A 21,131-nucleotide genomic window follows, 5' to 3' on the forward strand; every position below is an offset into this window, starting at 1 on the left:
TCCACGGGGCGCCTTAGAGGTGTCTCAGAGCAGTTCCTTGTAGACGGCGCGCACCACGGGCCGGTAGCCGAGGGACTCGTACAGCCGCTCGGCCGGGGTGTTGCCAGCGAAGACGTTGAGGCCCAGGACGTGCCGGTCGGCGGCCAGTGCCTGGGTCTCGGCCAGCAGCATCAGGGAGCGGCCGTGGCCCCGGCCGCGGAAGCGCGCGTCGGCCTCGACGTCGTAGACGAAGGCCCGTTCCTCGGTGACCGCCACCCACAGGGTGCCGACCGGGGTGCCCTCGTGTTCCAGGACGCTGATCAGCATGCCCGGGGTGTCGGGGCCCTGGGGCAGCAGCCGGGCGTGGTCGTCCTCCGACTTGGCCCACGCCTCGTCGGCGGGCACTCCGCGGTCGGTCCAGCTCCGCGCGTAGGCGGCCTTGCCGTGTTCGAGCCAGGTCCCGTACTCGGCCGGGGTCATGGGCCTGCCCCGGCTGCCGGCGGGCAGTTCGGGGGCGTCGGCGCCGAGCTGCTTCTCCATGCCGCGGTTGCGTTCGACGTAGCCGAGCGCCGTGGCCAGCCGGACCGCGGCCTCGTCGTCGGCGGGCACGGAGGCCTCCATCCGCTTGCAGCCCCAGCCGCGCGCCACCTCCTCGGCGGCGAGCGCGGCCACCGTGCCCCGGCCCCGGCCGCGGTCCGGTTCGTCGATGTGCAGGCCGAGGACCCGGGCGACGGAGGGCCCGAAGACGGGGTGCGTGGCGAGGTGTATCGCGCCGACCGGGCGGCTGTTCACGCACACCTGGTAGCGGCGTGAACGGGTGCCGTCGGCGTTCTGCTGCAGCGGCTCGGTCGGCCGCAGGGTCGTGGTCATCAGGGTTGTTCTACCCGCTGCGAGGCGGTGTGGCAGCCGATTATGTCCCGCCTCCGGGGCGGGGCGTTCCGTTGCCGGGCGCCCTAGGGGTCCAGGCGGTGGGTCGCGTGTTCGTCGAAGATCCGCATGGCCTTGGCGGTCACCGGGCCCGGGGCGCCGGACAGTTCGCGGTCGTCGACGCGGTGGACAGCCTGGATGTCGCGCAGGGTGGAGGTGAGGAAGACCTCCTCGGCCCGGCTCAGGACGTCCAGCGGCAGGTCGGTCTCCTTCGCGCCCGTCCACTCGATCGTGAGGGCGCGTGTGATACCGGCGAGGCAGCCGGAGGCGAGCGGCGGGGTGTGGATCTCCCCGTCGAGGACGACGAAGACGTTGGAGCCGGTGCCCTCGCAGAGCCGTTCCACGGTGTTGCCGAACAGGGCCTCGGTGGCACCGTGTTGGTGGGCGCGGGCGAGCGCGACGACGTTCTCGGCGTACGAGGTGGTCTTCAGGCCGGCGAGCGCGCCGCGCTCGTTGCGGGTCCAGGGCACCGTGACGACGGCGGTGGAGTCGGCGCGGCGGGTGGTCTCGCCGAGGGCGACCAGCAGGGTCGGACCCCGGTCACCGCGGTCGGAGCCGAGGGGGCCGTGGCCTCCGGTGTAGGTGATGCGCAGCCGGCCCAGCGGCATCGGATTGACTTCCAGCACGGCGGCGCAGGCGCGGCGCACCTCGTCGTGGTCGGGGTCGGGCAGGCCGAGGCCGCGGGCGGACCGGGTGAGCCGGTCCAGGTGGCGGGTGAGCGCGAACGGCTCTCCGTCGACCGCCTTCACCGTCTCGAAGATGCCGTCGCCCACGGTCAGTCCGTGGTCGAACGCGGAGACACGGGCGGACTCGAGGTCCCGCAGCGCTCCGTCGAGCCAAAGCTTCACTGGTCCTACCTCAGTCCCTCTCCACTTTCCTCATACGTACCCGACGCTACCGCGAGCAGCCGGGCCGCCTTCAGCTCGGTCTCCCGCCACTCGCCCTCGGGGTCCGAGTCCCAGGTGATCCCGGCGCCGGCGCCGAAACGCAGGACGGGCGCGCCGCCGGCGCGGTCGATCCAGAAGGTGCGTATGCCGACGGCCAGCTCGCCCGTCCCGCGGTCGGCGTCGACCCAGCCGATGCCGCCGCAGTAGGGGCCTCGGGGGGCGGTCTCCAGGGCGTCGATGATCCGCAGGGCGCTCGACTTGGGCGCTCCGGTGATCGAGCCGGCCGGGAAGGCGGCGTCGAGCAGTTCGGGCCAGCCCGCGCCGTCGCGCAGTTCGCCGCGGACCGTGGAGACCAGGTGGACCAGTCCGGGGTGCTTCTCGACGACACAGAGGTCGGGGACGGTGACGCTGCCGGTGGCGCAGACGCGGCCGATGTCGTTGCGGACCAGGTCCACGATCATCACGTTCTCGGCGTAGTCCTTGGCCAGGAGTTCCGCCTCGGTGCGGGCGGTGCCCTTGATCGGGCCGGACTCGACCGTCCGGCCGTCGCGGCGCAGGAACAGCTCGGGGGACGCGGTGGCGATCTCCACCCCGTGCCCGGGCAGGCGAATCGTTCCGGCATACGGGGCCGGGTTGCCGCGGGCCAGTACGGCGGTCAGGGCGTCCACGTCGGCGTCGGGGGCGACCGGCGCGCCGAGGACGCGGCAGAGGTTCACCTGGTAGACCTCGCCGGCCGCGATGTGCTCGCGGATACGGCGTACGCCCGCTGTGTACGCGGTGCGGTCGAGGGAAGAGGTCCAGTCGCCGGCCGCCGGGCCGCGCCACCGGCCCGGGACGGGGGCGGGTACGGACTCCTCCCGTACATCACGGAAGCGGGCGCAGGTCAGCCGGCCCTCGTAGTCCGCGGCGACGGCCCAGAAACCGCTGGAGTCCAGGGCCGCGGGATCGCTGGTGACATCGGTCAGGCCGGTGGCGACACGGTCGCCGAAACGGGCAAGAGGTGGCAGGTCGAGCACGCCGTCGAGTCTAGGGCGGGCGTCGCTCCGGGCCGTCCGGGCGTGTCGTTCCGGGCCCCCGGCCGGGTCGCCGAGCGGACGCAGCGCAGCACGCTGCGCAAACGCGTTTTTGTGCTGGCCCGGGAATCCGCTAGAGTTCAACACGTCGCCGGGCCGCGCAAGCGGAACGAAACGACAGGCGGACGTAGCTCAGTTGGTAGAGCGCAACCTTGCCAAGGTTGAGGTCGCGAGTTCGAGCCTCGTCGTCCGCTCGTAGGAAGAGGGGACCTCCCGGGTCCTCCGTACTCCTGGTGGAGTGGCCGAGAGGCGAGGCAACGGCCTGCAAAGCCGTCTACACGGGTTCAAATCCCGTCTCCACCTCCAAGGACGATTAGCTCAGCGGGAGAGCGCTTCCCTGACACGGAAGAGGTCACTGGTTCAATCCCAGTATCGTCCACTGGATCTGCCGAAGATCCTTACCCGCGCGATTAGCTCAGCGGGAGAGCGCTTCCCTGACACGGAAGAGGTCACTGGTTCAATCCCAGTATTGCGCACAGGGCGCGTGGTCCCTATCCACGATGTTGGTCCCGAGGACGATTAGCTCAGCGGGAGAGCGCTTCCCTGACACGGAAGAGGTCACTGGTTCAATCCCAGTATCGTCCACACACCGGAAACCCCCGGCCGTCGCGTACGGCCGGGGGTTTCCTCGTTCCGGATGCCGGCGGCCGGGCCGCCCGGGAACAAAGCAATGCCGGCGCAGCTCCCCAGCTGCGCCGGCATTCTGCCGTCCGCCGCACCCCCGTCCCCACGGGGTTTCATGGGTGGGATGTCCCCGCCCGGACCGCTCTTCCGGGCCTGGGGTCGCCGCTCAGCGCCCCAGCATCACACCCACGGACGACGCCTGTGTGGCCACTGTGTTCCAGCCGTCGAAGACGAGCAGGAGCAGGGCCGCCAGGGGAAGGGCCATCAGCGTCGCCACCAGGGGGTGGCGGCGGCCCGTACGACGGGGGCGCGTGAGGCGCTCCTGGGTGCGGAGCAATGTCCGCGATGCCGTCAGGGCCATGGTCCCTCTCCTGACCGTCTCGGTTGTCGTTGGCAGCGGCGGGTGCTTGACCTCGGGGGACGAGTGCCGCACCCGCCGCTTGACCTCAAATCTAGGTGCCCGGCGCATCCGGGACGTCATGCCCTCGTACCGATTGGGAGGCCTCCCGGAGGATGAGCCGTGAGCTGGGGACTACTCCCCTGGGTGGAGACGTGACTCCAGGCCTAGGGGTCTTCCCGGAGGGGTCGTCAGCGGCACCGCCGCCCTCACCGGACCGCCGGACCAGCGCCACCCGCTTTGCGTGACTTCGCTCACCTCGGCCGCTCCCCGGCGCGGGGCCCGCTCCCCCCGTCGGCGGGGGCCGTCCGCCACCCGTACCCACCGCCTCCGGGGACCGGTCCAACCTCCTTCCGCCGACGGGGGGTTGGGACCTTTGAAGACCCCAAGGAGGGTCCTTCGCCTGTGCGTTGACCGGGCGTCAAATCCGGTGTCCCGCGCGGACAATCGATCGGGTCGAGAGGGCGCGGCCTCTGCGCGCGAGCGGTCCCGGATACGTAAGCTGAGGCTCGTCACAGGGACCGGGCAGCGGGGATGAACATGGCGATGATGCGCCTGAGGCGCGAGGACCCGCGCGTCGTCGGCTCGTTCAGGCTTCACCGACGGCTCGGCGCGGGCGGGATGGGCGTGGTCTACCTGGGCTCCGACCGGAAGGGCCAGCGAGTGGCGCTGAAGGTCATCCGGCCGGACCTGGCGGAGGATCAGGAGTTCCGCTCGCGGTTCGCGCGCGAGGTCTCGGCGGCGCGGCGGATCCGGGGCGGGTGCACGGCTCGGCTGGTGGCCGCGGACCTGGAGGCGGACCGGCCGTGGTTCGCCACGCAGTACGTTCCCGGGCCCTCCCTGCACGACAAGGTGGCCGAAGAGGGCGCCCTGAGCGCAGCGGAGGCCGCCGCGGTCGGGGCCGCGCTGTCCGAGGGGCTGGTCGCCGTGCACGAGGCCGGGGTGGTGCACCGGGACCTCAAGCCCTCCAACATCCTGCTGTCCCCCAAGGGGCCGCGGATCATCGACTTCGGCATCGCGTGGGCCACCGGTGCCTCCACGCTCACGCACGTGGGCACCGCGGTCGGCTCCCCGGGCTTCCTCGCCCCGGAGCAGGTGCGCGGCGCTGCCGTCACCCCGGCCACCGACGTGTTCGCGCTGGGGGCGACGCTCGCGTACGCCTCCACGGGCGACTCGCCGTTCGGGCACGGCAGTTCCGAGGTGATGCTGTACCGCGTGGTGCACGAGGAGCCGCAGCTGAACGGGGTGCCGGACGCGCTCGCTCCGCTGGTCCGGGCGTGTCTGGCAAAGGACCCAGAGGAACGGCCCAGCACGCTGCAGTTGTCGCTGCGGCTGAAGGAGATCGCCGCGCGCGAGGCACAGGACCTGGGTGAGGCGCGGGCGCCCGCGCCGCGTGCCGCGGAGGCGGACCGGTCGACCGGTCCTCTGGTCGACAGCCACCCGGGGCGGCAGCGCCCCGGTCACACCGAGCAGGGGCGGGCCCGGCGGCGCCCGCCCGGCTCCTCCCCGGGCACTCCCGTCCCTCCGTCGCGGGGCGGCGCGCCGTCCCGCACCGGCGGCAAGTCCCGGGGCGGCGGTCCGCGCCCGGCGCAGCCGTCCCGGGGCGGTTCACGCTCGGGCACGGGCAGCCGTCCGGTACGGCGCGACGGCACCGGGCGGACGGGCCCGCGGGGCACGTCGAGCGGCCTGCGGCCCGCCAACCCGCGGCTGCTGCGGCAGCGTCTGGTCGTGTTCGTGGTGGTGACGCTCCTGGTCGCCCTCGGCATCGCGGCAGCACAGGGCTGCCAGGGACCCACGCGGGGGCTGGACGGCGACGGCGGCCGGGACCAGCGACCCGCACACACGCGGGCGGCGGAGTCGCCCCCGCCGGGGCGCACGTAGACGGCGGGAGCCACCGCGGCGGCCGGACGGGCACGGCCCCCGCTCGTCGGGCCGGATCTACTGCTGGGGGCGGCCTGTTGCCACCGCGTAGAAGGCGACTGCGGCCGCGGCGCCCACGTTCAGGGAGTCGACGCCGTGCGACATGGGGATGCGGACCCACTCGTCGGCGGCCTTCAAAGCCCGGGGGGACAGGCCGGCGCCCTCCGCGCCGAGCATCAGGGCGACCCGGTCCATGCGGTGCGGGGCGGCCTCGTCCAGCGTCTTGGCCCGGTCGTCGGGGGTGAGGGCGAACAACGTGAAACCGGCCTCGCGCACCGGCTCCAGGCCGCCCGGCCAGGTGTCGAGACGGGCGTACGGCACGGAGAAGACCGCGCCCATGGAGACCTTCACGCTGCGGCGGTAGAGCGGGTCGGCGCAGTCCGGGGAGAGCAGGACGGCGTCCATGCCGAGGGCGGCGGCGGAACGGAAGATGGCGCCGATGTTGGTGTGGTCGTTGACGGACTCCATGACCGCGACCCGGCGGGCCGTCCGCAGCACCTCCGTCGCGGTGGGCAGCGGCTTGCGCTGCATGGAGGCGAGGGCGCCGCGGTGGACGTGGTAGCCGGTGACCCGTTCGGCGAGCTCCGGGCTCACCACGTAAACGGGTGCGGCGAGTTCGTCGATGACGTCACGCATGGCGTCGACCCACTTCGCCGACAGCAGCATCGAGCGCGTCTCGTACCCGGCGTCCCCGGCCCGGCGGATGACCTTCTCGCCCTCGGCGATGAAGAGGCCCTCGGCGGGCTCGCGCCTGCGGCGCAGCTCCACGTCGGTCAGGTCCGTGTAGTCGTGCAGGCGCGGGTCGTCGGGGTCCTCGACGGTGATGAGTTCGGCCACGGGTGTCACTGCCTTGTCCTGGTGATGGGGCGGGCGGACGGGGGTCACGTGTCGGTTCGCGGGCCCACCGCGACGACCTCGCCGATGACGATGACGGCCGGCGGCCTGACGTCCTGCGCGCGTACGGTCTCGGCGACCGTCGCGAGCGTGGCGTCGACCCGGCGCTGGGCGGCCGTCGTGCCCTCCTGGACCAGGGCCACCGGGGTGTCGGGGGACTTGCCGTGGGCCACGAGGGTCTCGGCGATCCGGCCGATCTTGTCGACGCCCATCAGGACGACGAGCGTGCCGGTGAGCCTGGCCAGGGACGGCCAGTCGATCAGGGAACGCTCGTCGTCGGGTGCCACGTGCCCGCTGACCACGGTGAACTCGTGGGCGACCCCGCGGTGGGTGACCGGGATGCCGGCCGCGCCCGGGACCGAGATGGAGCTGGAGATGCCCGGGACGACCGTGCAGGGAACGCCGGCCTCGGCGAGTGCCTGGACCTCCTCCATGCCCCGGCCGAAGACGTACGGGTCGCCGCCCTTGAGCCGGACCACGGACTTGCCCTGCTTGGCGTGCTCGACGAGGGCCTGGTTGATCGCCTCCTGGGCCATGAAGCGGCCGTAGGGGATCTTCGCGGCGTCGATCACCTCGACGTGCGGCGGGAGTTCGGCGAGAAGGTCGCGCGGGCCGAGCCGGTCGGCTATGACGACGTCGGCCTCGGCGAGCAGCCGGCGGCCGCGGACCGTGATCAGGTCCGGGTCGCCGGGGCCGCCCCCGACCAGTGCGACGCCGGGGGTGCGGGTGCGGTGGTGCGGGGCGACGAGCGTGCCGTCGCGCAGGCCCTCCACGACCGCGTCGCGGATGGCCGCGGTGTGCCGGGGGTCGCGGCCGCGCGCGCTGGTGGTGAGCACCGCGACGGTGACGCCCTCGCTGTGGCCGGTGGCCGGGGTCCAGGCGGTCGCGGCGTCGGCGTCGTCGGAGCGGACGCACCACACCCGCAGGCGCTCCGCCTCGGCCGAGGCGCGCGTGTTGGCGTCGTGGTCGCTGGTGGCGATCAGGGCGTACCAGGCGTCGGCGAGGTCGCCGTCCTCGTAGGGCCGCCGCTTCCAGGTGATCTCGCCGGCGTCCGCCATCGCCTCCACGGAGGGGGTCGCCTCGGGCGACACGAGGACGATGTCCGCGCCCGCCGCGACGAGCGCCGGGAGGCGGCGCTGGGCGACCTGCCCGCCGCCGAGGACGACCACACGGCGGCCGGTCAGGCGGAGGCCTACGGGGTAGGCGGGGTGTTCGGCCATGGGGCGAGCTCCTCTTGCGGCGGCGGTGCGGTAGCCCTGACGTGCGGATTTTACGCGGTCGGGTGGTGCGGCGGACCGGGCGTCCGGTGGTTGGGCTGCCGGACCGGGGGGTGGGATGGGCCGCGGCTACCGGACCGGCATGGCCGGGTGCGGGACGTGGCCCGTGGACACAGCCTCGGCAGGGCCGAGTGCGGGCCTGGGGCACCACCCCGGCACGGCCGGGTCCGGTGCGGGACCACCACCACGGCACGGCCGGGTACGGGCCACGCGAACCGCCCCGACACGGCCGGATACGGGCCCACGGGCACCATCGCGGCAGGGCCGGGTGCGGCGGTGGGCAGCGCCCCGGCGCGGTGGTGGTCGGACCGTGGGTGCGTCCGTTCACCACCGTGCCGCGCGGTCGCGGAATCGGGATTCCGCGTGGGCTACTTCTCCGTGACTCCGGCCGAGTCGAACGTCGCCACCTCGTGCATCGCCCGGGCCGTGCTCTGCACCAGCGGCAGGGCGAGCAGCGCGCCCGTGCCCTCGCCGAGGCGCAGGTCGAGGTCGACCAGGGGGCGCAGACCGAGCTTGTTGAGGGCGGCGACGTGGCCCGGTTCGGCGCTGCGGTGGCCGGCGATGCAGGCCGCCAGCACCTCGGGGGCGATGGCGCGGGCGACCAGGGCGGCGGCGCCGGCGCTGACGCCGTCCAGGATGACCGGCGTGCGCAGGGAGGCGCCGCCCAGCAGCAGACCGACCATGGCCGCGTGCTCGAAGCCGCCGATCGCGGCGAGTACGCCGATGGGGTCGGCCGGGTCCGGCTGGTGCAGTTCCAGTACGCGGCGGACCACGTCGGTCTTGCGGGCCAGGGTCTCGTCGTTGATGCCCGTGCCCCGGCCGGTGACCTCGGCGGGCTCGGCGCCCGTGAAGACGGAGATGAGGGCGGCGGACGCCGTGGTGTTGGCGATGCCCATCTCACCGGTGAGGAGCGCCTTGTTCCCGGCCGCCACCAGGTCGCGGGCGGTCTCGATGCCCACCTCGATGGCCTGTTTGGCCTCCTCGCGGGTCATCGCGGGACCGGCGCTCATGTCGGAGGTACCGGCGCGGACCTTGCGGGGCACCAGGCCCGGCGTGGCCGGGAGGTCGGCGGCGACGCCCACGTCGACGACGCAGACCTCGGCGCCCACCTGGGCGGCGAAGGCGTTGCAGACCGCTCCCCCGCCGAGGAAGTTGGCCACCATCTGGGCGGTGACCTCCTGCGGCCAGGGGGTGACGCCCTGGGCGTGCACGCCGTGATCGCCGGCGAAGACCGCGACGGCCGCGGGCTCGGGGATCGGCGGCGGGCACTGGCGGGACAGGCCGCAGAGCTGCGCGGAGATGATCTCCAGCATGCCGAGCGCGCCGGCCGGCTTGGTCATCCGCTTCTGCCGCTCCCAGGCCTCGCCGAGCGCCTTGGCGTCCAGCGGGCGGATCTGCGCGACGGTCTCGGCGAGCAGGTCGTGCGGGTCCTCGCCCGGCAGGGCGCGACGGCCGTACGTCTCCTCGTGCACGACCCAGGACAGCGGGCGTCGCTTGGACCAGCCCGCCTGCATCAGCTCGGGCTCGTCCGGGAACTCGTCGACGTAGCCCACGCACAGGTAGGCGACGACCTCCAGGTGCTCGGGCAGGCCGAGTACGCGGACCATCTCGCGCTCGTCGAAGAAGCTGACCCAGCCGACGCCGAGGCCCTCGGCGCGGGCCGCGAGCCAGAGGTTCTCGACCGCGAGCGCGGAGGAGTACGGAGCCATCTGCGGCTGGGTGTGGCGGCCCAGGGTGTGCCGTCCGCCGCGGGTCGGGTCGGCGGTGACGACGATGTTCACGGGAGTCTCGAGGATGGCCTCGATCTTCATTTCCTTGAACTGCTTCGCCCGGCCCTTGGGCAGCGACTTGGCGTACGCGTCGCGCTGGCGCACCGCCAGCTCGTGCATCGCCTGGCGGGTTTCGGCGGAGCGGATGACGACGAAGTCCCAGGGCTGCGAGTGGCCCACGGACGGTGCCGTGTGGGCGGCCTCCAGGACGCGCCGCAGCACCTCGTGCGGGATGGGGTCGGAGCGGAAGCCGTTGCGGATGTCGCGGCGCTCGCGCATCACCCTGAGCACGGCCTCGCGCTCGGCCTCGTCGTAGCCGGGCGCGGCCGGGCCGGTGGGCCTCGGTGCCTCCGCCTCCTCGGCCGCGTTCTCCTCCCGGATCTCCTCCGGGTCGGCGCCGTGGGTGTCCAGGTCGTCCGCGTGCTGGACGGCCTCGGGCGCGGGCTCCTCGCCGGACGCGGCGGGGGCGTCGCCGTCGCGCGGCGCGGGGACCGTGACGACGGACTCCGCGGGGGCGAGCTGGTCCGCCGGGACGGCGATGGGGTGTGCCGGGGTCGGGGCCAGGTGCGGCGCGGTGGGCACCGACCCCTCGACGGGCACGAACTCTCCGAGAGTCTGGCCGGGTCGGGGCTGAAGCGGGACGCCGGGGTGAAGGTGCGCGCCCTCGGTGTGCTCGCCCGGGGCCGGGTCCGTGGGCGTCGTCGCATCCGGCTCGGCGGGCCGGGGCCCGGCCGTTTCGGGGACGGCGGCGTCGACGGGCCGGGGAGCGTCCGCGTCCTGGGCAGCGGCGTCCGCGATGTGATACGCGGCAGGGGCGGCGGCAGCGTCGGCCACGACCTGAGGGCCGGCCTCCGTGGCCGCGGGCGCCTCCGGCTGCTCCGTGACGGGGACGGGCGCGGCGGTGGCCTCGGCGGGGGCCGCCGGGACGGGCGTGGCGTCGGGAGCGTCGGCTGCCTGAGCAGGCGACTGGGGGGCCTCGGCCGGTCCGCCTGCCGCCACGGGGACGTCGGCGGTGTCGCCCGCGGTTGCCGGCGCCTGCACGGCCTCGGCCGGCGCGGTCTGCTCGGCGGCGGCTTCCGGGGCGTGGACGGGCGCGGGCTCGGCCTGCGCGCCCTCGGGGCCGGTTCCGGTCGTGTGCGTCGTCTCGGCGGCGGCCACGGCGTGGGCGGGGCCACCCGCCGACGCCGTCTCGGCAGCGCCTCCGGGAGCCTCGCCGTTCTGGGGCACCTGCACGCCCTCCGCCACCTGCGCGGCGTCCGGAGCGTGCGCGGGCTCGGCCGCGCCGCCCGGCGCCATCCCGGCCACCGGAACAGGGACACCGGCAACGACGCCTGCGCCCTCGGGCCCCGGTCCGGCCTCGGGCATCTGCCCACCGTCCGGCACCTGGCCCGCGTCCGGGGCGACCGCGACAACGGCAGCCTCCGGCCCGGGCTCCCCGGCCGGCACCTGACCCGCATCCGCGACAACCCCTGCGACGGCGCCCTCGGGCAGGGCTGACCCGCCCTCAGACACAGCGACACCGGCGCCCTCCGGCTGCGGCACCTGAGCCGCACCCGCGACATCTCCGGCCACAGCGCCCTCGGGCAGGAACGACCCACCGTCAGGCACAGCGACACCGGCACCCTCCGACTGCGGCCCCGCAGCCGGCACCTGACCCGCGGGAACACCACGGGCCACGGCACCTACGGGCAGGGCTGACCCACCCTCAGGCGCACCGGCGTCCTCCGGCTGCGGTCTCGCCTCCGGCGTCGGACCACCGGTCGGGACCTGGCCGGTCGGCGCGCTCAGGCCGTCCGCGGGAGCGTGGCTCGTGTCCAGGACGTACGGGGCCTCGCCGACCGGCTGCGGTCCCTGGCCCGGGGCGACCGCTTCAGCGGTGCCCGCCCCGGCGCCGACCGGAGAGGCCACCACGGTGGGCTGGGCACCCCAGGGCGCGGCGCCCTGCGGGGCCATTTCGCGCGCCTGCGGGACGTCGAGGTACTCGGGGCCTGCCGCGGGGGGGCCGGGCCGGCGGAGCGGCGCGTCCGCGGGGCCGCGGTCGGCCAGGGAGCGGACCGGGCTCGCGGAGGCGTCGGGAATCGGCGGGCCGAGGTGCAGCGGCCGGCGCGGGGGCACGGCGGCGGGGATCCCGGCCGGCGGCGTGGCCGTCGGGTCGGGGTGCCGCACGCCGCCGAGGTCGACGGAGCCGGTGTCGCGGCCGGCCGTCTCGTGCGGGCCCGGCTGGTGGACGGCTTCGAGGACCGGCTCCGGGGCGGGCGGGGACACTTCGTTGCCCCATGCTCCGTGGGAGCCCGGCAGCAGCAGGTCTTCGTCCCTGGCGGGAGCCTCGGAGAGGTAGGCGTACGCACCGTGCGCGGGAACGCCCGGCTGTTCCACCATGCCTGCGCTCTCCGGCAGTCCCTCGCCCGGGACCTGGCCGGTGTCGGTCATGCGTACCCCTCGCCCATCAGTTTCGTGCTCCTACGACCAGCTCACCCGGAACGGCGCACCGACCGCCCCCAGTGAAGAACGAGCGTCCGCGCCGTGCGGCACGAACAACCCGCCCGGAAAAGGCGACAAAGCCATTGAGTGGCATTCTCGCGGTCGTCCGGCCGCCGTGACAGCGTGATCCGCGACGGGCCGCTGTGGACTGCGCCACGTCGCGCGTTCTCCGGGTCTGCCGTACCACACCTGCCCTGAATCGGGTGGGTTTTCCGGACATTGACGAACGAACTTCCGGACCACCCGGTGCGGTACAACAATCCGCCAGCCTACCGCGCGCGGTAGGACAATCCGATCACGGGGCACGCTCGGGCAGTACAGCGCTGAGCAGGAACACGACGCTGCGCTCCGTCTCGTTCCAGGCGCGGGTGTCGAGCGCGACCGACTGGAGCAGGGCGCAGTCGACCCGGTATCCGTGCTCGGTGAGGTCGCGGCCGATGAGTTCGGCGGCGTCCCGGGTCGCGGCGTGGGCGACGATCCGCTGCGGCCGCCGGTCGGCGACCGCGGAGACCACGGCCGCTCCCCCGCCGCCGACGCGGACGACGTCCGGTTCGGGCAGGTTCTCCAGGATGTGCGGGGCGGTGCCGTGCACCACCTGCGTCCGGACGCCGAAGCGGTGTGCGGCCGACTCGGTGCGGGCGCAGGCCCGCGAGTCCCGGTCGACCGCGATGACGGCGGCGCCGCCGCGCGCGGCCTCGGTGGCGAAGGCGCCACCGCCGCAGCCGATGTCCCACACCAGGTCGCCGACGCGCGGTCCGAGGTGGGCGAGTTGGGCGGCCCGGAGCAGATCGGTCTCCCCCTCGCCGAGTCCGCCGCCGTAGGCCTCGGCGGGCTGGGTCCAGCCGCGCGGCCCGTGGCCGGCGTCGTCCCCGGCGATCCAGCCGCCGCCCTCGGCGCCACTGGGGCCGCCGATGACGATGACGACGTTGGGGTCGCGCCAGGTGTGGTCGGCGGCCTTGTCGGAGGTGACGACGGTGACCTGTTCGCGTTCGGTGCCGAGTTCCTCGCAGATGACGAAGGTGCGGTGGACCCCGTCGAGGAGCAGGCCGAGTTCGGCGGGTCCGGCGCCGGGGGCGGTGAGTACGGCGACCTTGGCGTGGGCGCGGCACACGTTCACCGCGCGTCGCAGGGTGCGCTTGTGCGCGACGACCACTTGGGCGTCGTCCCAGGGCATTCCGGCGCGGGCGAAGGCGGCGGCCACGGACGAGACGCCGGGGACGACTTCGACCTCCAGGCCGAACTCGGGTGCGCGCAGGGTCCGTACGACTCCGAAGAAGCCCGGGTCGCCGTCGGCGAACACCACCGCGGTGCCGCGGTGGGCGGCGATACGGCGGGCGGCGAGGGCGACGCTGCCGAGGCGGATGCGCTCGGCGGTGCGTGGTACTTCGGGCAGCGCCAGGTGGTGCGCCGCGCCTGCCACGAGGGTGGCGGCGCCCAGGGCGCCGCGTGCCGCGTCGGTCAGCGGCGAACCGTCCCAGCCGATCACCGTGACCCGGTCGGCCATCGTCGTCAGTCTCCAGGATTGCGCAGGTCGTCGGGGTACGGACGCCCGAGAGCGTGTTCCGCGAGCGTACCCGGTGGAGCTGCCGGACGCGCGGCGGGGCGGGTGCGCCCGCGGATCCGGACGGCTCAGTTCCATTCCGGGAAGGAGGTGTAGCCGCCGGACTCGGCGAACTGCTCGCCGGCGCCCTCCAGGTCCTCCGGCAGCAGGCTCCACACGATGAAGTCGGTGCGCAGGTCGGTCCAGGTGCCGTCCTCGGTGCGGACGTGCGCTATGCAGGCGTTGCGCAGGACGCCCTCGCTGATGCAGCCGATCTTCTGGGCGACCTGCTGGGAGGCGGTGTTGTCGGCGGCCGTGCGCAGCTCGATGCGTTCGAACTTCTGGTCCCCGAAGAGCCATTGCGCGGTCGCGAGCGCGGCTTCGGCGGCGTATCCCTCGCCGCGTGCCCAGGGCGCGACGATGTACGACAGCTCGGCGGACCGCAGGTGCCAGTCGGCCTTGGTCAGCTGGACGACGCCGACCAGCCGCTGGGTGAGGAACTCGGTGACGGCGAGGTCGAGACCCCGGCCCGCGGTGCGCTCGGCGGGGGCGTACTCGGTGATCCAGGTGCGGGCGCCGTCCTCGCTGAAGGGCTGGGGGACGTCGGTCCAGGCCGCGACCTGCTCGTCGTTCATCATCGCGGCCAGTGCGGGTACGTCGTCGTCCTCGAGGGGACGCAGCACCAACCGCTCCGTGCTGATGGAGATGTTGGGGAAGGTGCTGTTCATGCGCCGCTCCGTAACCTTCGGAAGAACCGTCAGGGCCTGCTGAACTGCCCAGCATGCAGCATGAAAGCACCGAACCGCACTACGGGGTCCTCCCCCACCGCCGGAACGGCGTGGGGGTGCCCCCACCCGGTGAGGGCGCGGACCCCGTGCGTCGTGCGGGTGACGGTCGCGCGGATCAGAACGCGGGGACGACCGCGCCGTCGTACTTGTCCTCGATGAACTTCTTCACCTCGGGCGAGGTGAGGAGCTGGGCGAGCTTCTTGACCCGCGGGTCGTTCTCGTTGCCCTTCTTCACGGCGAGGAAGTTGGCGTACGGGTTGCCCTTGGCGGACTCGGCCGCGATGGCGTCCTTGGCCGGGCTGAGCTTGGCCTCGAGCGCGTAGTTGCCGTTGATCACCGCGGCGTCGACGTCACCGAGGGAGCGCGGCAGCTGGGCCGCCTCCAGCTCCTTGAACTGGAGGTTCTTCGGGTTGGAGGCGATGTCCTTGGGGGTCGCGTCGTATCCGGCTCCGGCCTTCAGCTTGATGACGCCGTTGGCCTCCAGCAGCTTCAGGGCGCGGGCCTCGTTGGTGGTGTCGTTGGGCAGCGCGACGGTGGCGCCCTTCTTCAGGTCGTCCAGCTTCTTGACGCTCTGCGAGTAGACACCGAGCGGCTCCAGGTGCACCGTGCCGCCGGGGACCGGCACGACGTCGGTGCCGTTCTTCTTGTTGAAGTCGTCGAGGTACGGCTTGTGCTGGAAGTAGTTGGCGTCGACCTGGCCCTGCTGGACTGCCGTGTTGGGGGTCACGTAGTCCGTGAACTCCTTGACCTCCAGCTTCAGGCCGGCCTTCTTCGCCAGGTGGTCCTTGACGTAGGCGAGGATCTCGCCCTGCGGGGTGGGGGTGGCGGCGACGGTCAGCGTGGCGTTCGCGTCGGCCTTGGAGGAGCCGGAGTCCGAGCCGGAGCCGCAGGCGGTGAGCCCGAGGGTGAGGGCTCCGGCGGCGAGGACAGCGGCGGTGATCTTGGTGGTGTTACGCACGAAAAGTGCCTTTCCTTTGGTGGTGCGATCCCGGATAGGGGGATGCGGCCCCGGACACGGGGAGATGGGAGGAGAAAGCTTCAGGCGGCCTTGCCGACGCCGGTGGCCGCGGGTTCGCCGGCCTTGAGCAGCCGCAGCCTCGGCCCGGGGCCGGAGCGGCCGGAACGGCGGTGCAGGGCGCGGGCGGCGGCGTCGCCGGCGAACTGGATGGCCGAGATGACCACGGCGAGGATGGCCACGGTGATCCACATGAGCTGGGTGTCGAAGCGCTGGTAGCCGTAGCGGATGGCGATGTCGCCGAGGCCGCCGGCGCCGACGGTGCCGGCCATCGCGGAGTAGCCGATGAGGGCGACGATCGTGGTGGTGGTGCCGGCGATCAGCGAGGGCAGGGACTCGGGGACGAGGACCTTGCGGACGATGGTCCAGGTGTTGCCGCCCATCGACTGGACGGCCTCGACCAGGCCGCCGTCCACTTCGCGGACGGACGTCTCGACGAGCCGGGCGAAGAAGGGGATGGCGCCGATGGCCAGTGGCACGATGGCGGCCTCACGTCCGATCGTGGTGCCGGTGACGAAGCGGGTGAAGCTCATCAGGGCCACCATCAGGATGATGAACGGCATCGAGCGGGTGATGTTCACGACCTGCCCGATCACCTTGTTGGCGACCACGTTCTGGAGCAGCCCGCCCCGGTCGGTGAGGACCAGCAGGACGCCGAGGGGCAGTCCGCCGACGACGGCGATGAGCGTGGACCAGCCGACCATGTAGAGGGTGTCCCAACTGGCTTGGGACAGCAGGGGCTGCATTTCGTACCAGGTCACTTGGCACCATCCTTCACCAGCTCCGGCCGGACGGCCGGGGTGTGGTCGACGACGTCGATCTGCAGGCCCTGTTCGCGCAGGAAGCCGATGGGCACCACGTTGTCCTCGTAGCGGCCGGGCAGTTCGATGCGCATCCGGCCGACCTGGAGGCCGCCGACCGTGTCGATGGCGGCGCCGAGGATCGAGATGTCGATGTTGTACGTGCGGGACAGCTGCGAGATGACGGGCTGGGTGGCGCTCTCGCCGTGGAAGGTGACGTCGATGACGGTCCGGTCGTCGGCGGAGGCCTCGCCGCCGACCGGGAAGAGCGCGGCGGCCAGTTCGGAGCCCGGGGTGGCGAGGAGTTCGGTCACCGTGCCCGACTCGACGATGCGGCCGTTCTCCATGAGCGCCGCCGAGTCGCAGACGGACTTCACGACGTCCATCTCGTGCGTGATGAGCAGGACGGTCAGGCCGAGTTGCCGGTTCAGGTCGCGCAGCAACTGGAGCACGGAGCGGGTGGTCTCCGGGTCGAGGGCGCTGGTGGCCTCGTCGGACAGCAGCACCTTGGGGTCGCCTGCGAGGGCGCGGGCGATGCCGACGCGCTGCTTCTGGCCGCCGGAGAGCTGCGCGGGGTAGGCGCGCGCCTTGTCGGCGAGGCCGACGAGGTCGAGGAGTTCGAGCGCCCTGCGGGAACGTTCCTTCCCGGACGTGCCGAGGATCTCCAGGGGCAGTTCGACGTTGTCCTGGACGGTGCGCGAGGACAGCAGGTTGAAGTGCTGGAAGACCATGCCGATCCGGCTGCGCGCCCGCCGCAGCTCCTTGCCCGCCCGGTGGCCGCGGCCGGCCAGGGCGGTGAGGTCCTGCCCGGCGACGGTGACCGTGCCGGAGGTGGGGCGCTCCAGCAGGTTGACGCAGCGGATGAGCGAGGACTTGCCGGCGCCGGACTGGCCGATGACGCCGTACACCTCGCCCTCGCGGACGTGCAGGTCGACACCGTCGAGCGCGGTGATCTCACGACCGCGCGAACTGTAGACCTTGGTGAGGCCCGATGTGGTGATCACGTGGGTTTCCGTCACTGTCGTGTGCGCGGCGCGTCGTGGGCGCCGGGCACGGCATTCATGGTCGGGGGCGCCAGAACGCGGCACGACTCTCGCAGATGTGCTCAAACCGGGAGAAACGTGTGCGCGGGGGCGTGGCTCAGTCACGCGCTCCGGACGGACCGGACGCGGGTATGGACATGAGCGGGCTCTCGCTTCGGGGCGCGAGGCTCAGCGGGTGCAGGGGCCCTCTAGAAGGCGCACATTCGACGTACAGGACACATACAACGAGCACCGGGCGGCACAGTCGCCTCGGTCGCAGGGGTGCGGTCGCTCGTCGTGGTCATGCGGTCAGTAAACCAGAGACATGGACCCCGAGGGGCATCGCTGTCCGCATGCTGGACACGCGTGGACACCCGGGTAGGGCGGCACGGACCTGGGGTTTCGCGCCGATGACCAGCACGGACAAGGCCTGCGGGCACCCGTCCGAACCGTCGGGGCGGGCAGGGCGCCCACCGCACTGTGGCCAACGCCACGGCGCCGCAGGAGGGGTGTCGTACCGGCGGGCAGTCCGGATGCGCCGGTACGGGCCGGGCGCGGCGGGCCGTTCGCCCCGTAATAGGCTCGGCGGCATGCTTGATGTCCTGACGCTGGTGACCGGCGTCGCCGCGCTGCTGCTCGCCGCCTGGTGCGGCTGGGCGGCCTACCGTGACCAGCCGACGAAGGACTGGCACTTCATCGGGATGGCGGTGGTGTCGCTGCTGGCCCTGGTCCAGCTGGTGATCGGGGTCGTGGCGCTGGTGCGGGGCGAGAAGCCGTCGCAGGGCACGACAATCTTCGTCGCGTATCTGCTGGGAGCCTTCGCGTGCGTCCCGGCGGCCGGGCTCATGTCGCTGACCGAGCGGACGCGCTGGGGTTCGGTGACGGCCGCGGCGGGCGGAGTGGTCCTCGCCGTCCTGGAGGTGCGGCTCTATGACATCTGGGGAAGGTGAGATGAGCGCCGTGGAGGAGAAGCCGGCGGGACAGCGGCTCACCAGCGGTCCGGGCACCCTGCTGGTCTGGCTGTACGGCGTGATGGTCGTCGGCGCGGTGTCCCGCTCCGTCTACCAGATCGCCACCGAGTTCGACCGGGCCCCGCTCGCCTACTCGCTGTCCGCGGTGGCCGGAGTGGTGTACGGCTTCATCACGTACTCGCTGGTGCGCGGCGGGGAGAAGGCGCGCAGGGCCGCGCTGGCGTGCTGCGTCGCCGAGCTCGTGGGCGTGCTGACGGTCGGCACCTGGACGCTGCTCGACCGGTCCGCGTTCCCGGACGCGACCGTGTGGTCGGACTACGGCCGGGGTTACGTCTTCATCCCGGTGCTGCTTCCGCTGTCGGCCCTGTACTGGCTGCGCAAGGCGCGGAAGCAGCAGCCGCAGGCCGCCTGAGCCGGGTCCCGGCCGCCGGTGCTACGCGGTCGCCGCGTAGCTGACGTCGGGCTTCTCCAGGACGATCATCAGTACCCCGTCGGCGCCCTGGGAGGTGCCGACCGCCTGGTACCCCACACGCCGGTACAGGCGCAGGTTGCCCTCGCTGCGGTGCCCGGTGTGCAGCCGGAACCTGGTGGCGCCGTGCTCCTGGGCCAGCGCGGACTCGGCCGCGCGCAGCAGCCGGGCGCCGATGCCGTGCCCCTGGAGGCGCGGGTGCACGCAGAGCTTGCTGATGAGGGCCGCGCCGTCCTCGGTCACCCGGCCGCTCACCGAGCCGACCACCTCGTCGCCGAGGCGCGCCACGAAGACGCAGTCCGCGGTGAGCTCGTGACGGATCGCGTCGAGGCTCTCGACGAGCGGGGCGATGCGGTAGTTGCCGTACAGCGCGGCCTCGCTCTGGAAGCAGAGGTACTGCAGCCTGAAGATCTGCTCCGCGTCCTGTTCGGCCGCCGCAGAGATGGTCACGCTCATGCCCATGTGCGCATGCCTCCCGCTCACTTGATCGCCGGTCGTTCCCCACTCCTATCCCCGCGCCGCGCGGGCCGCAACCTCCCGTCCGAGTCGCCTTTACGGGGCATCTCGGACAACCGGAATGTTCCAGGACCGGGTTGCCCTGTGAGATACCCAACTCACCGGAAACGACGCGGCCGTCCCGGCGTGGGCTGCCGGGACGGCCGTGGTGCGCCCCGAACGGGGCGGCGGTATTCAGCGGTTGCCGTGCCGGCCGCTCAGGAAGTCCTCGCGGGCGAGCAGTCCGGTGTCGGCGTTGTCGGTGAAGATGCCGTCGATGCCGGTGACGAAGTAGGCCTGGAACACGCCGAGGACGTCACCGTAGGCGTCGGCCGCGGTGCCCTTGCGGAACTTCGGCGGCAGGAACGGGTTCTCGTTGCGGACGGTGTAGGGGTGCAGGATCAGACCCGCGGCGTGCGCGTCCCGGACGAGGGTGCTCGGCCTGGTGAGGTTGCCGTCCGCGTCCCTGGGGACGACCAGGTCGACGGTCGGGCCGATGCCCTGCGCGTAGGAGGCGATCTCCTTCAGGCCCTTGGGCGTCACGAGGTCGGCGACCGTGCGCCGGTCGCCCGTCTCGACGAAGTCCCAGGGACGGCTGCCGGCGTCCGACAGCAGCACGACGAGCGGGTTGCCGACGAGCCGGTTCAGCCGCTGGATGCTGGTCGGCTCGAAGGACTGGAGGATGACCGGGGAGTCCTTCCTGTCCTTGCCGTGCTTGCGCAGCAGCGCGGCGATCCGCTCCTCCAGGCATAGGCCCAGCTTGCGGAAGTACGTCGGGTGCTTGGTCTCGGGGTAGATCCACACCTGCCGGCCGCGCTTGCGGGTCTGCTCGTCCTGCCACTTCAGGACCTCTTCGAAGGTGGGGATCTCCCACCGGCCGTTGTAGAGGGTGTTGTGGGGGCGGTTGGCCGGGATGCGCTCGACCGCGCGCAGCCTCTTCAGCTCGCCGAGGGTGAAGTCCTCGGTGAACCAGCCGGTGGTGGGCACCCCGTCCAGGGTCTTGGTGGTCCTGCGGGCGGCGAACTCGGGGTGGTCGGCGACGTCCGTGGTGCCGCCGATCTCCGGCTCGTGCCGGCACACGAGGTGACCGTCCTTCGTCGGTACCAGGTCACCGGCCTCGACGACATGGGCGCCGAGGTCGAGGGCCAGCTCGTAGGAGCCGAAGGTGTGCTCGGGCCGGTAGCCGCTGGCGCCCCGGTGGCCGACGATGGTCGGCACGGGCAGGCTCTTCAGCCCGCCGCCTTTATGGCCGCCGCCCTCGCCCTGGGCGGCTCCGGCCGCGCCGGGCAGTCCGAGTACCGCTCCGCCCGCGCCCAGCACCACGGCCCCGAGCACGGCCCGGCGTCCCGTCCCGCGTCCCTGCTCGTCCGACTCCCGCGTACCCATGACCGCCTCCTGGTCTCGTGTCGTCCGTGCGCGCCGATCGTAGGTGCGCACCGATGACGGACGGGAGACCGCGTGGCGAACACCCGCGTGACGCCGGGTGTCGCCGCAGGCCGCACGGGATACGGGAGGCCGTAGGGGACACAACGGGCGCCGTGGGCCGAACGGGTGACGATCCGTCGGCATGTCACGCCCCGTCCCGGGAAGGCGTACTCGGGTGCGGGGGGGCGGTCCCGCGGCGCGGCCGGCCCGCCGAAGGCGGACACGTCGGACATCCGTTCCCCTCCCGGACGGCGAGCGACCTCCATCACATCGCTCCGTTCGGGTGACCGGGGCGAAACACACCTTCGTCGCAGGTAAACGTATGTCAACAGTGAGTAAGAGCCGGTGAGCCCGATGTGCATTCGGCCCGGGGCCGCG

The 21,131-nt window shown here is 73.0% G+C and carries 17 protein-coding genes and 5 tRNA genes; 8 read left to right on the top strand and 14 right to left on the bottom strand.

Annotation, left to right across the window (positions count from 1 at the left end; translation table 11 throughout):
- Window positions 1–24: 24 nt before the first annotated feature.
- From OIE49_RS07920 to OIE49_RS07930, 3 genes are all read right to left on the bottom strand, one after another.
- Window positions 25–849: a GNAT family N-acetyltransferase gene (locus tag OIE49_RS07920; protein ID WP_326801702.1), complete on the bottom strand. Its 825-nt coding sequence runs from the start codon at window positions 847–849 to the stop codon at window positions 25–27.
- Between the two features lie 83 nt (window positions 850–932).
- Window positions 933–1,754 (bottom strand): aminotransferase class IV, encoded by an 822-nt coding sequence (locus OIE49_RS07925; protein WP_326801703.1) that lies wholly within the window; start codon window positions 1,752–1,754, stop codon window positions 933–935.
- Between the two features lie 5 nt (window positions 1,755–1,759).
- On the bottom strand, window positions 1,760–2,809 hold the full coding sequence (locus tag OIE49_RS07930; RefSeq protein ID WP_326801704.1) for a chorismate-binding protein: 1,050 nt from the start codon (window positions 2,807–2,809) through the stop codon (window positions 1,760–1,762).
- Between the two features lie 178 nt (window positions 2,810–2,987).
- Here OIE49_RS07930 and OIE49_RS07935 point away from each other — a divergent pair.
- The 5 genes from OIE49_RS07935 (at window position 2,988) to OIE49_RS07955 (ending at window position 3,451) form a co-directional block, all read left to right on the top strand.
- Window positions 2,988–3,060 (top strand) — tRNA-Gly (locus tag OIE49_RS07935).
- Between the two features lie 38 nt (window positions 3,061–3,098).
- A tRNA-Cys gene (locus tag OIE49_RS07940) sits at window positions 3,099–3,172 on the top strand.
- Between the two features lies 1 nt (window position 3,173).
- Window positions 3,174–3,245 (top strand) — tRNA-Val (locus OIE49_RS07945).
- Window positions 3,246–3,270: 25 nt separating this feature from the next.
- Window positions 3,271–3,342, top strand: a tRNA-Val gene (locus OIE49_RS07950).
- Window positions 3,343–3,379: 37 nt separating this feature from the next.
- Window positions 3,380–3,451 (top strand) — tRNA-Val (locus OIE49_RS07955).
- Between the two features lie 205 nt (window positions 3,452–3,656).
- Here OIE49_RS07955 and OIE49_RS07960 read toward each other — a convergent pair.
- Complete coding sequence (locus OIE49_RS07960; protein ID WP_326801705.1) at window positions 3,657–3,851, bottom strand: hypothetical protein; 195 nt, start codon at window positions 3,849–3,851, stop codon at window positions 3,657–3,659.
- A 570-nt stretch (window positions 3,852–4,421) separates the two neighbouring features.
- On the opposite strand from OIE49_RS07960, the gene OIE49_RS07965 reads away from it, so the two are divergent.
- Window positions 4,422–5,768: a serine/threonine-protein kinase gene (locus tag OIE49_RS07965; protein WP_326801706.1), complete on the top strand. Its 1,347-nt coding sequence runs from the start codon at window positions 4,422–4,424 to the stop codon at window positions 5,766–5,768.
- A gap of 57 nt (window positions 5,769–5,825) precedes the next feature.
- Here the strand turns inward: OIE49_RS07965 and OIE49_RS07970 are convergent, their stop codons facing one another.
- The 8 genes from OIE49_RS07970 to OIE49_RS08005 all read right to left on the bottom strand — a co-directional run bounded on the left by OIE49_RS07970 (window position 5,826) and on the right by OIE49_RS08005 (window position 17,375).
- Complete coding sequence (locus OIE49_RS07970; RefSeq protein WP_326801707.1) at window positions 5,826–6,644, bottom strand: TrmH family RNA methyltransferase; 819 nt, start codon at window positions 6,642–6,644, stop codon at window positions 5,826–5,828.
- 44 nt (window positions 6,645–6,688) lie between these two features.
- Complete coding sequence (gene cobA, locus OIE49_RS07975; RefSeq protein WP_326801708.1) at window positions 6,689–7,921, bottom strand: uroporphyrinogen-III C-methyltransferase; 1,233 nt, start codon at window positions 7,919–7,921, stop codon at window positions 6,689–6,691.
- Between the two features lie 425 nt (window positions 7,922–8,346).
- The gene (gene cobT, locus OIE49_RS07980; RefSeq protein WP_326801709.1) at window positions 8,347–12,177 is read right to left on the bottom strand and encodes a nicotinate-nucleotide--dimethylbenzimidazole phosphoribosyltransferase; all 3,831 of its coding nucleotides are present in this window, start codon (window positions 12,175–12,177) and stop codon (window positions 8,347–8,349) included.
- 346 nt (window positions 12,178–12,523) lie between these two features.
- Window positions 12,524–13,732: a precorrin-6y C5,15-methyltransferase (decarboxylating) subunit CbiE gene (gene cbiE / locus OIE49_RS07985; RefSeq protein ID WP_326801710.1), complete on the bottom strand. Its 1,209-nt coding sequence runs from the start codon at window positions 13,730–13,732 to the stop codon at window positions 12,524–12,526.
- A 125-nt stretch (window positions 13,733–13,857) separates the two neighbouring features.
- Entirely contained in the window at window positions 13,858–14,496 is a 639-nt protein-coding gene (locus tag OIE49_RS07990; RefSeq protein WP_326801711.1) for a GNAT family N-acetyltransferase, read from the bottom strand.
- Window positions 14,497–14,671: 175 nt separating this feature from the next.
- Window positions 14,672–15,514 (bottom strand): MetQ/NlpA family ABC transporter substrate-binding protein, encoded by an 843-nt coding sequence (locus tag OIE49_RS07995; RefSeq protein ID WP_326801712.1) that lies wholly within the window; start codon window positions 15,512–15,514, stop codon window positions 14,672–14,674.
- Window positions 15,515–15,594: 80 nt separating this feature from the next.
- The gene (locus OIE49_RS08000; RefSeq protein ID WP_326801713.1) at window positions 15,595–16,332 is read right to left on the bottom strand and encodes a methionine ABC transporter permease; all 738 of its coding nucleotides are present in this window, start codon (window positions 16,330–16,332) and stop codon (window positions 15,595–15,597) included.
- Entirely contained in the window at window positions 16,329–17,375 is a 1,047-nt protein-coding gene (locus OIE49_RS08005; RefSeq protein WP_100567822.1) for a methionine ABC transporter ATP-binding protein, read from the bottom strand. The genes OIE49_RS08000 and OIE49_RS08005 overlap by 4 nt, the downstream gene beginning before the upstream one ends.
- Before the next feature lie 608 nt (window positions 17,376–17,983).
- On the opposite strand from OIE49_RS08005, the gene OIE49_RS08010 reads away from it, so the two are divergent.
- Window positions 17,984–18,343 carry a hypothetical protein gene (locus OIE49_RS08010; RefSeq protein ID WP_326801714.1) on the top strand — a complete coding sequence of 120 codons (360 nt, stop codon included), beginning with the start codon at window positions 17,984–17,986 and terminating at the stop codon, window positions 18,341–18,343.
- 1 nt (window position 18,344) lies between these two features.
- Window positions 18,345–18,776, top strand: coding sequence for a hypothetical protein (locus OIE49_RS08015; protein ID WP_326806167.1), 432 nt, complete (start codon window positions 18,345–18,347; stop codon window positions 18,774–18,776).
- A 21-nt stretch (window positions 18,777–18,797) separates the two neighbouring features.
- Here OIE49_RS08015 and OIE49_RS08020 read toward each other — a convergent pair whose 3' ends face one another.
- Together OIE49_RS08020 and OIE49_RS08025 are read right to left on the bottom strand one after the other, a co-directional pair.
- Complete coding sequence (locus tag OIE49_RS08020; RefSeq protein ID WP_326801715.1) at window positions 18,798–19,295, bottom strand: GNAT family N-acetyltransferase; 498 nt, start codon at window positions 19,293–19,295, stop codon at window positions 18,798–18,800.
- Between the two features lie 228 nt (window positions 19,296–19,523).
- A complete protein-coding gene (locus OIE49_RS08025; protein ID WP_326801716.1) occupies window positions 19,524–20,714 on the bottom strand; it encodes a glycerophosphodiester phosphodiesterase in 1,191 nt (396 codons plus the stop codon).
- Window positions 20,715–21,131: the final 417 nt, after the last annotated feature.

The organism is Streptomyces sp. NBC_01788 (genome assembly GCF_035917575.1).
Taxonomy (GTDB): Bacteria; Actinomycetota; Actinomycetes; order Streptomycetales; family Streptomycetaceae; genus Streptomyces.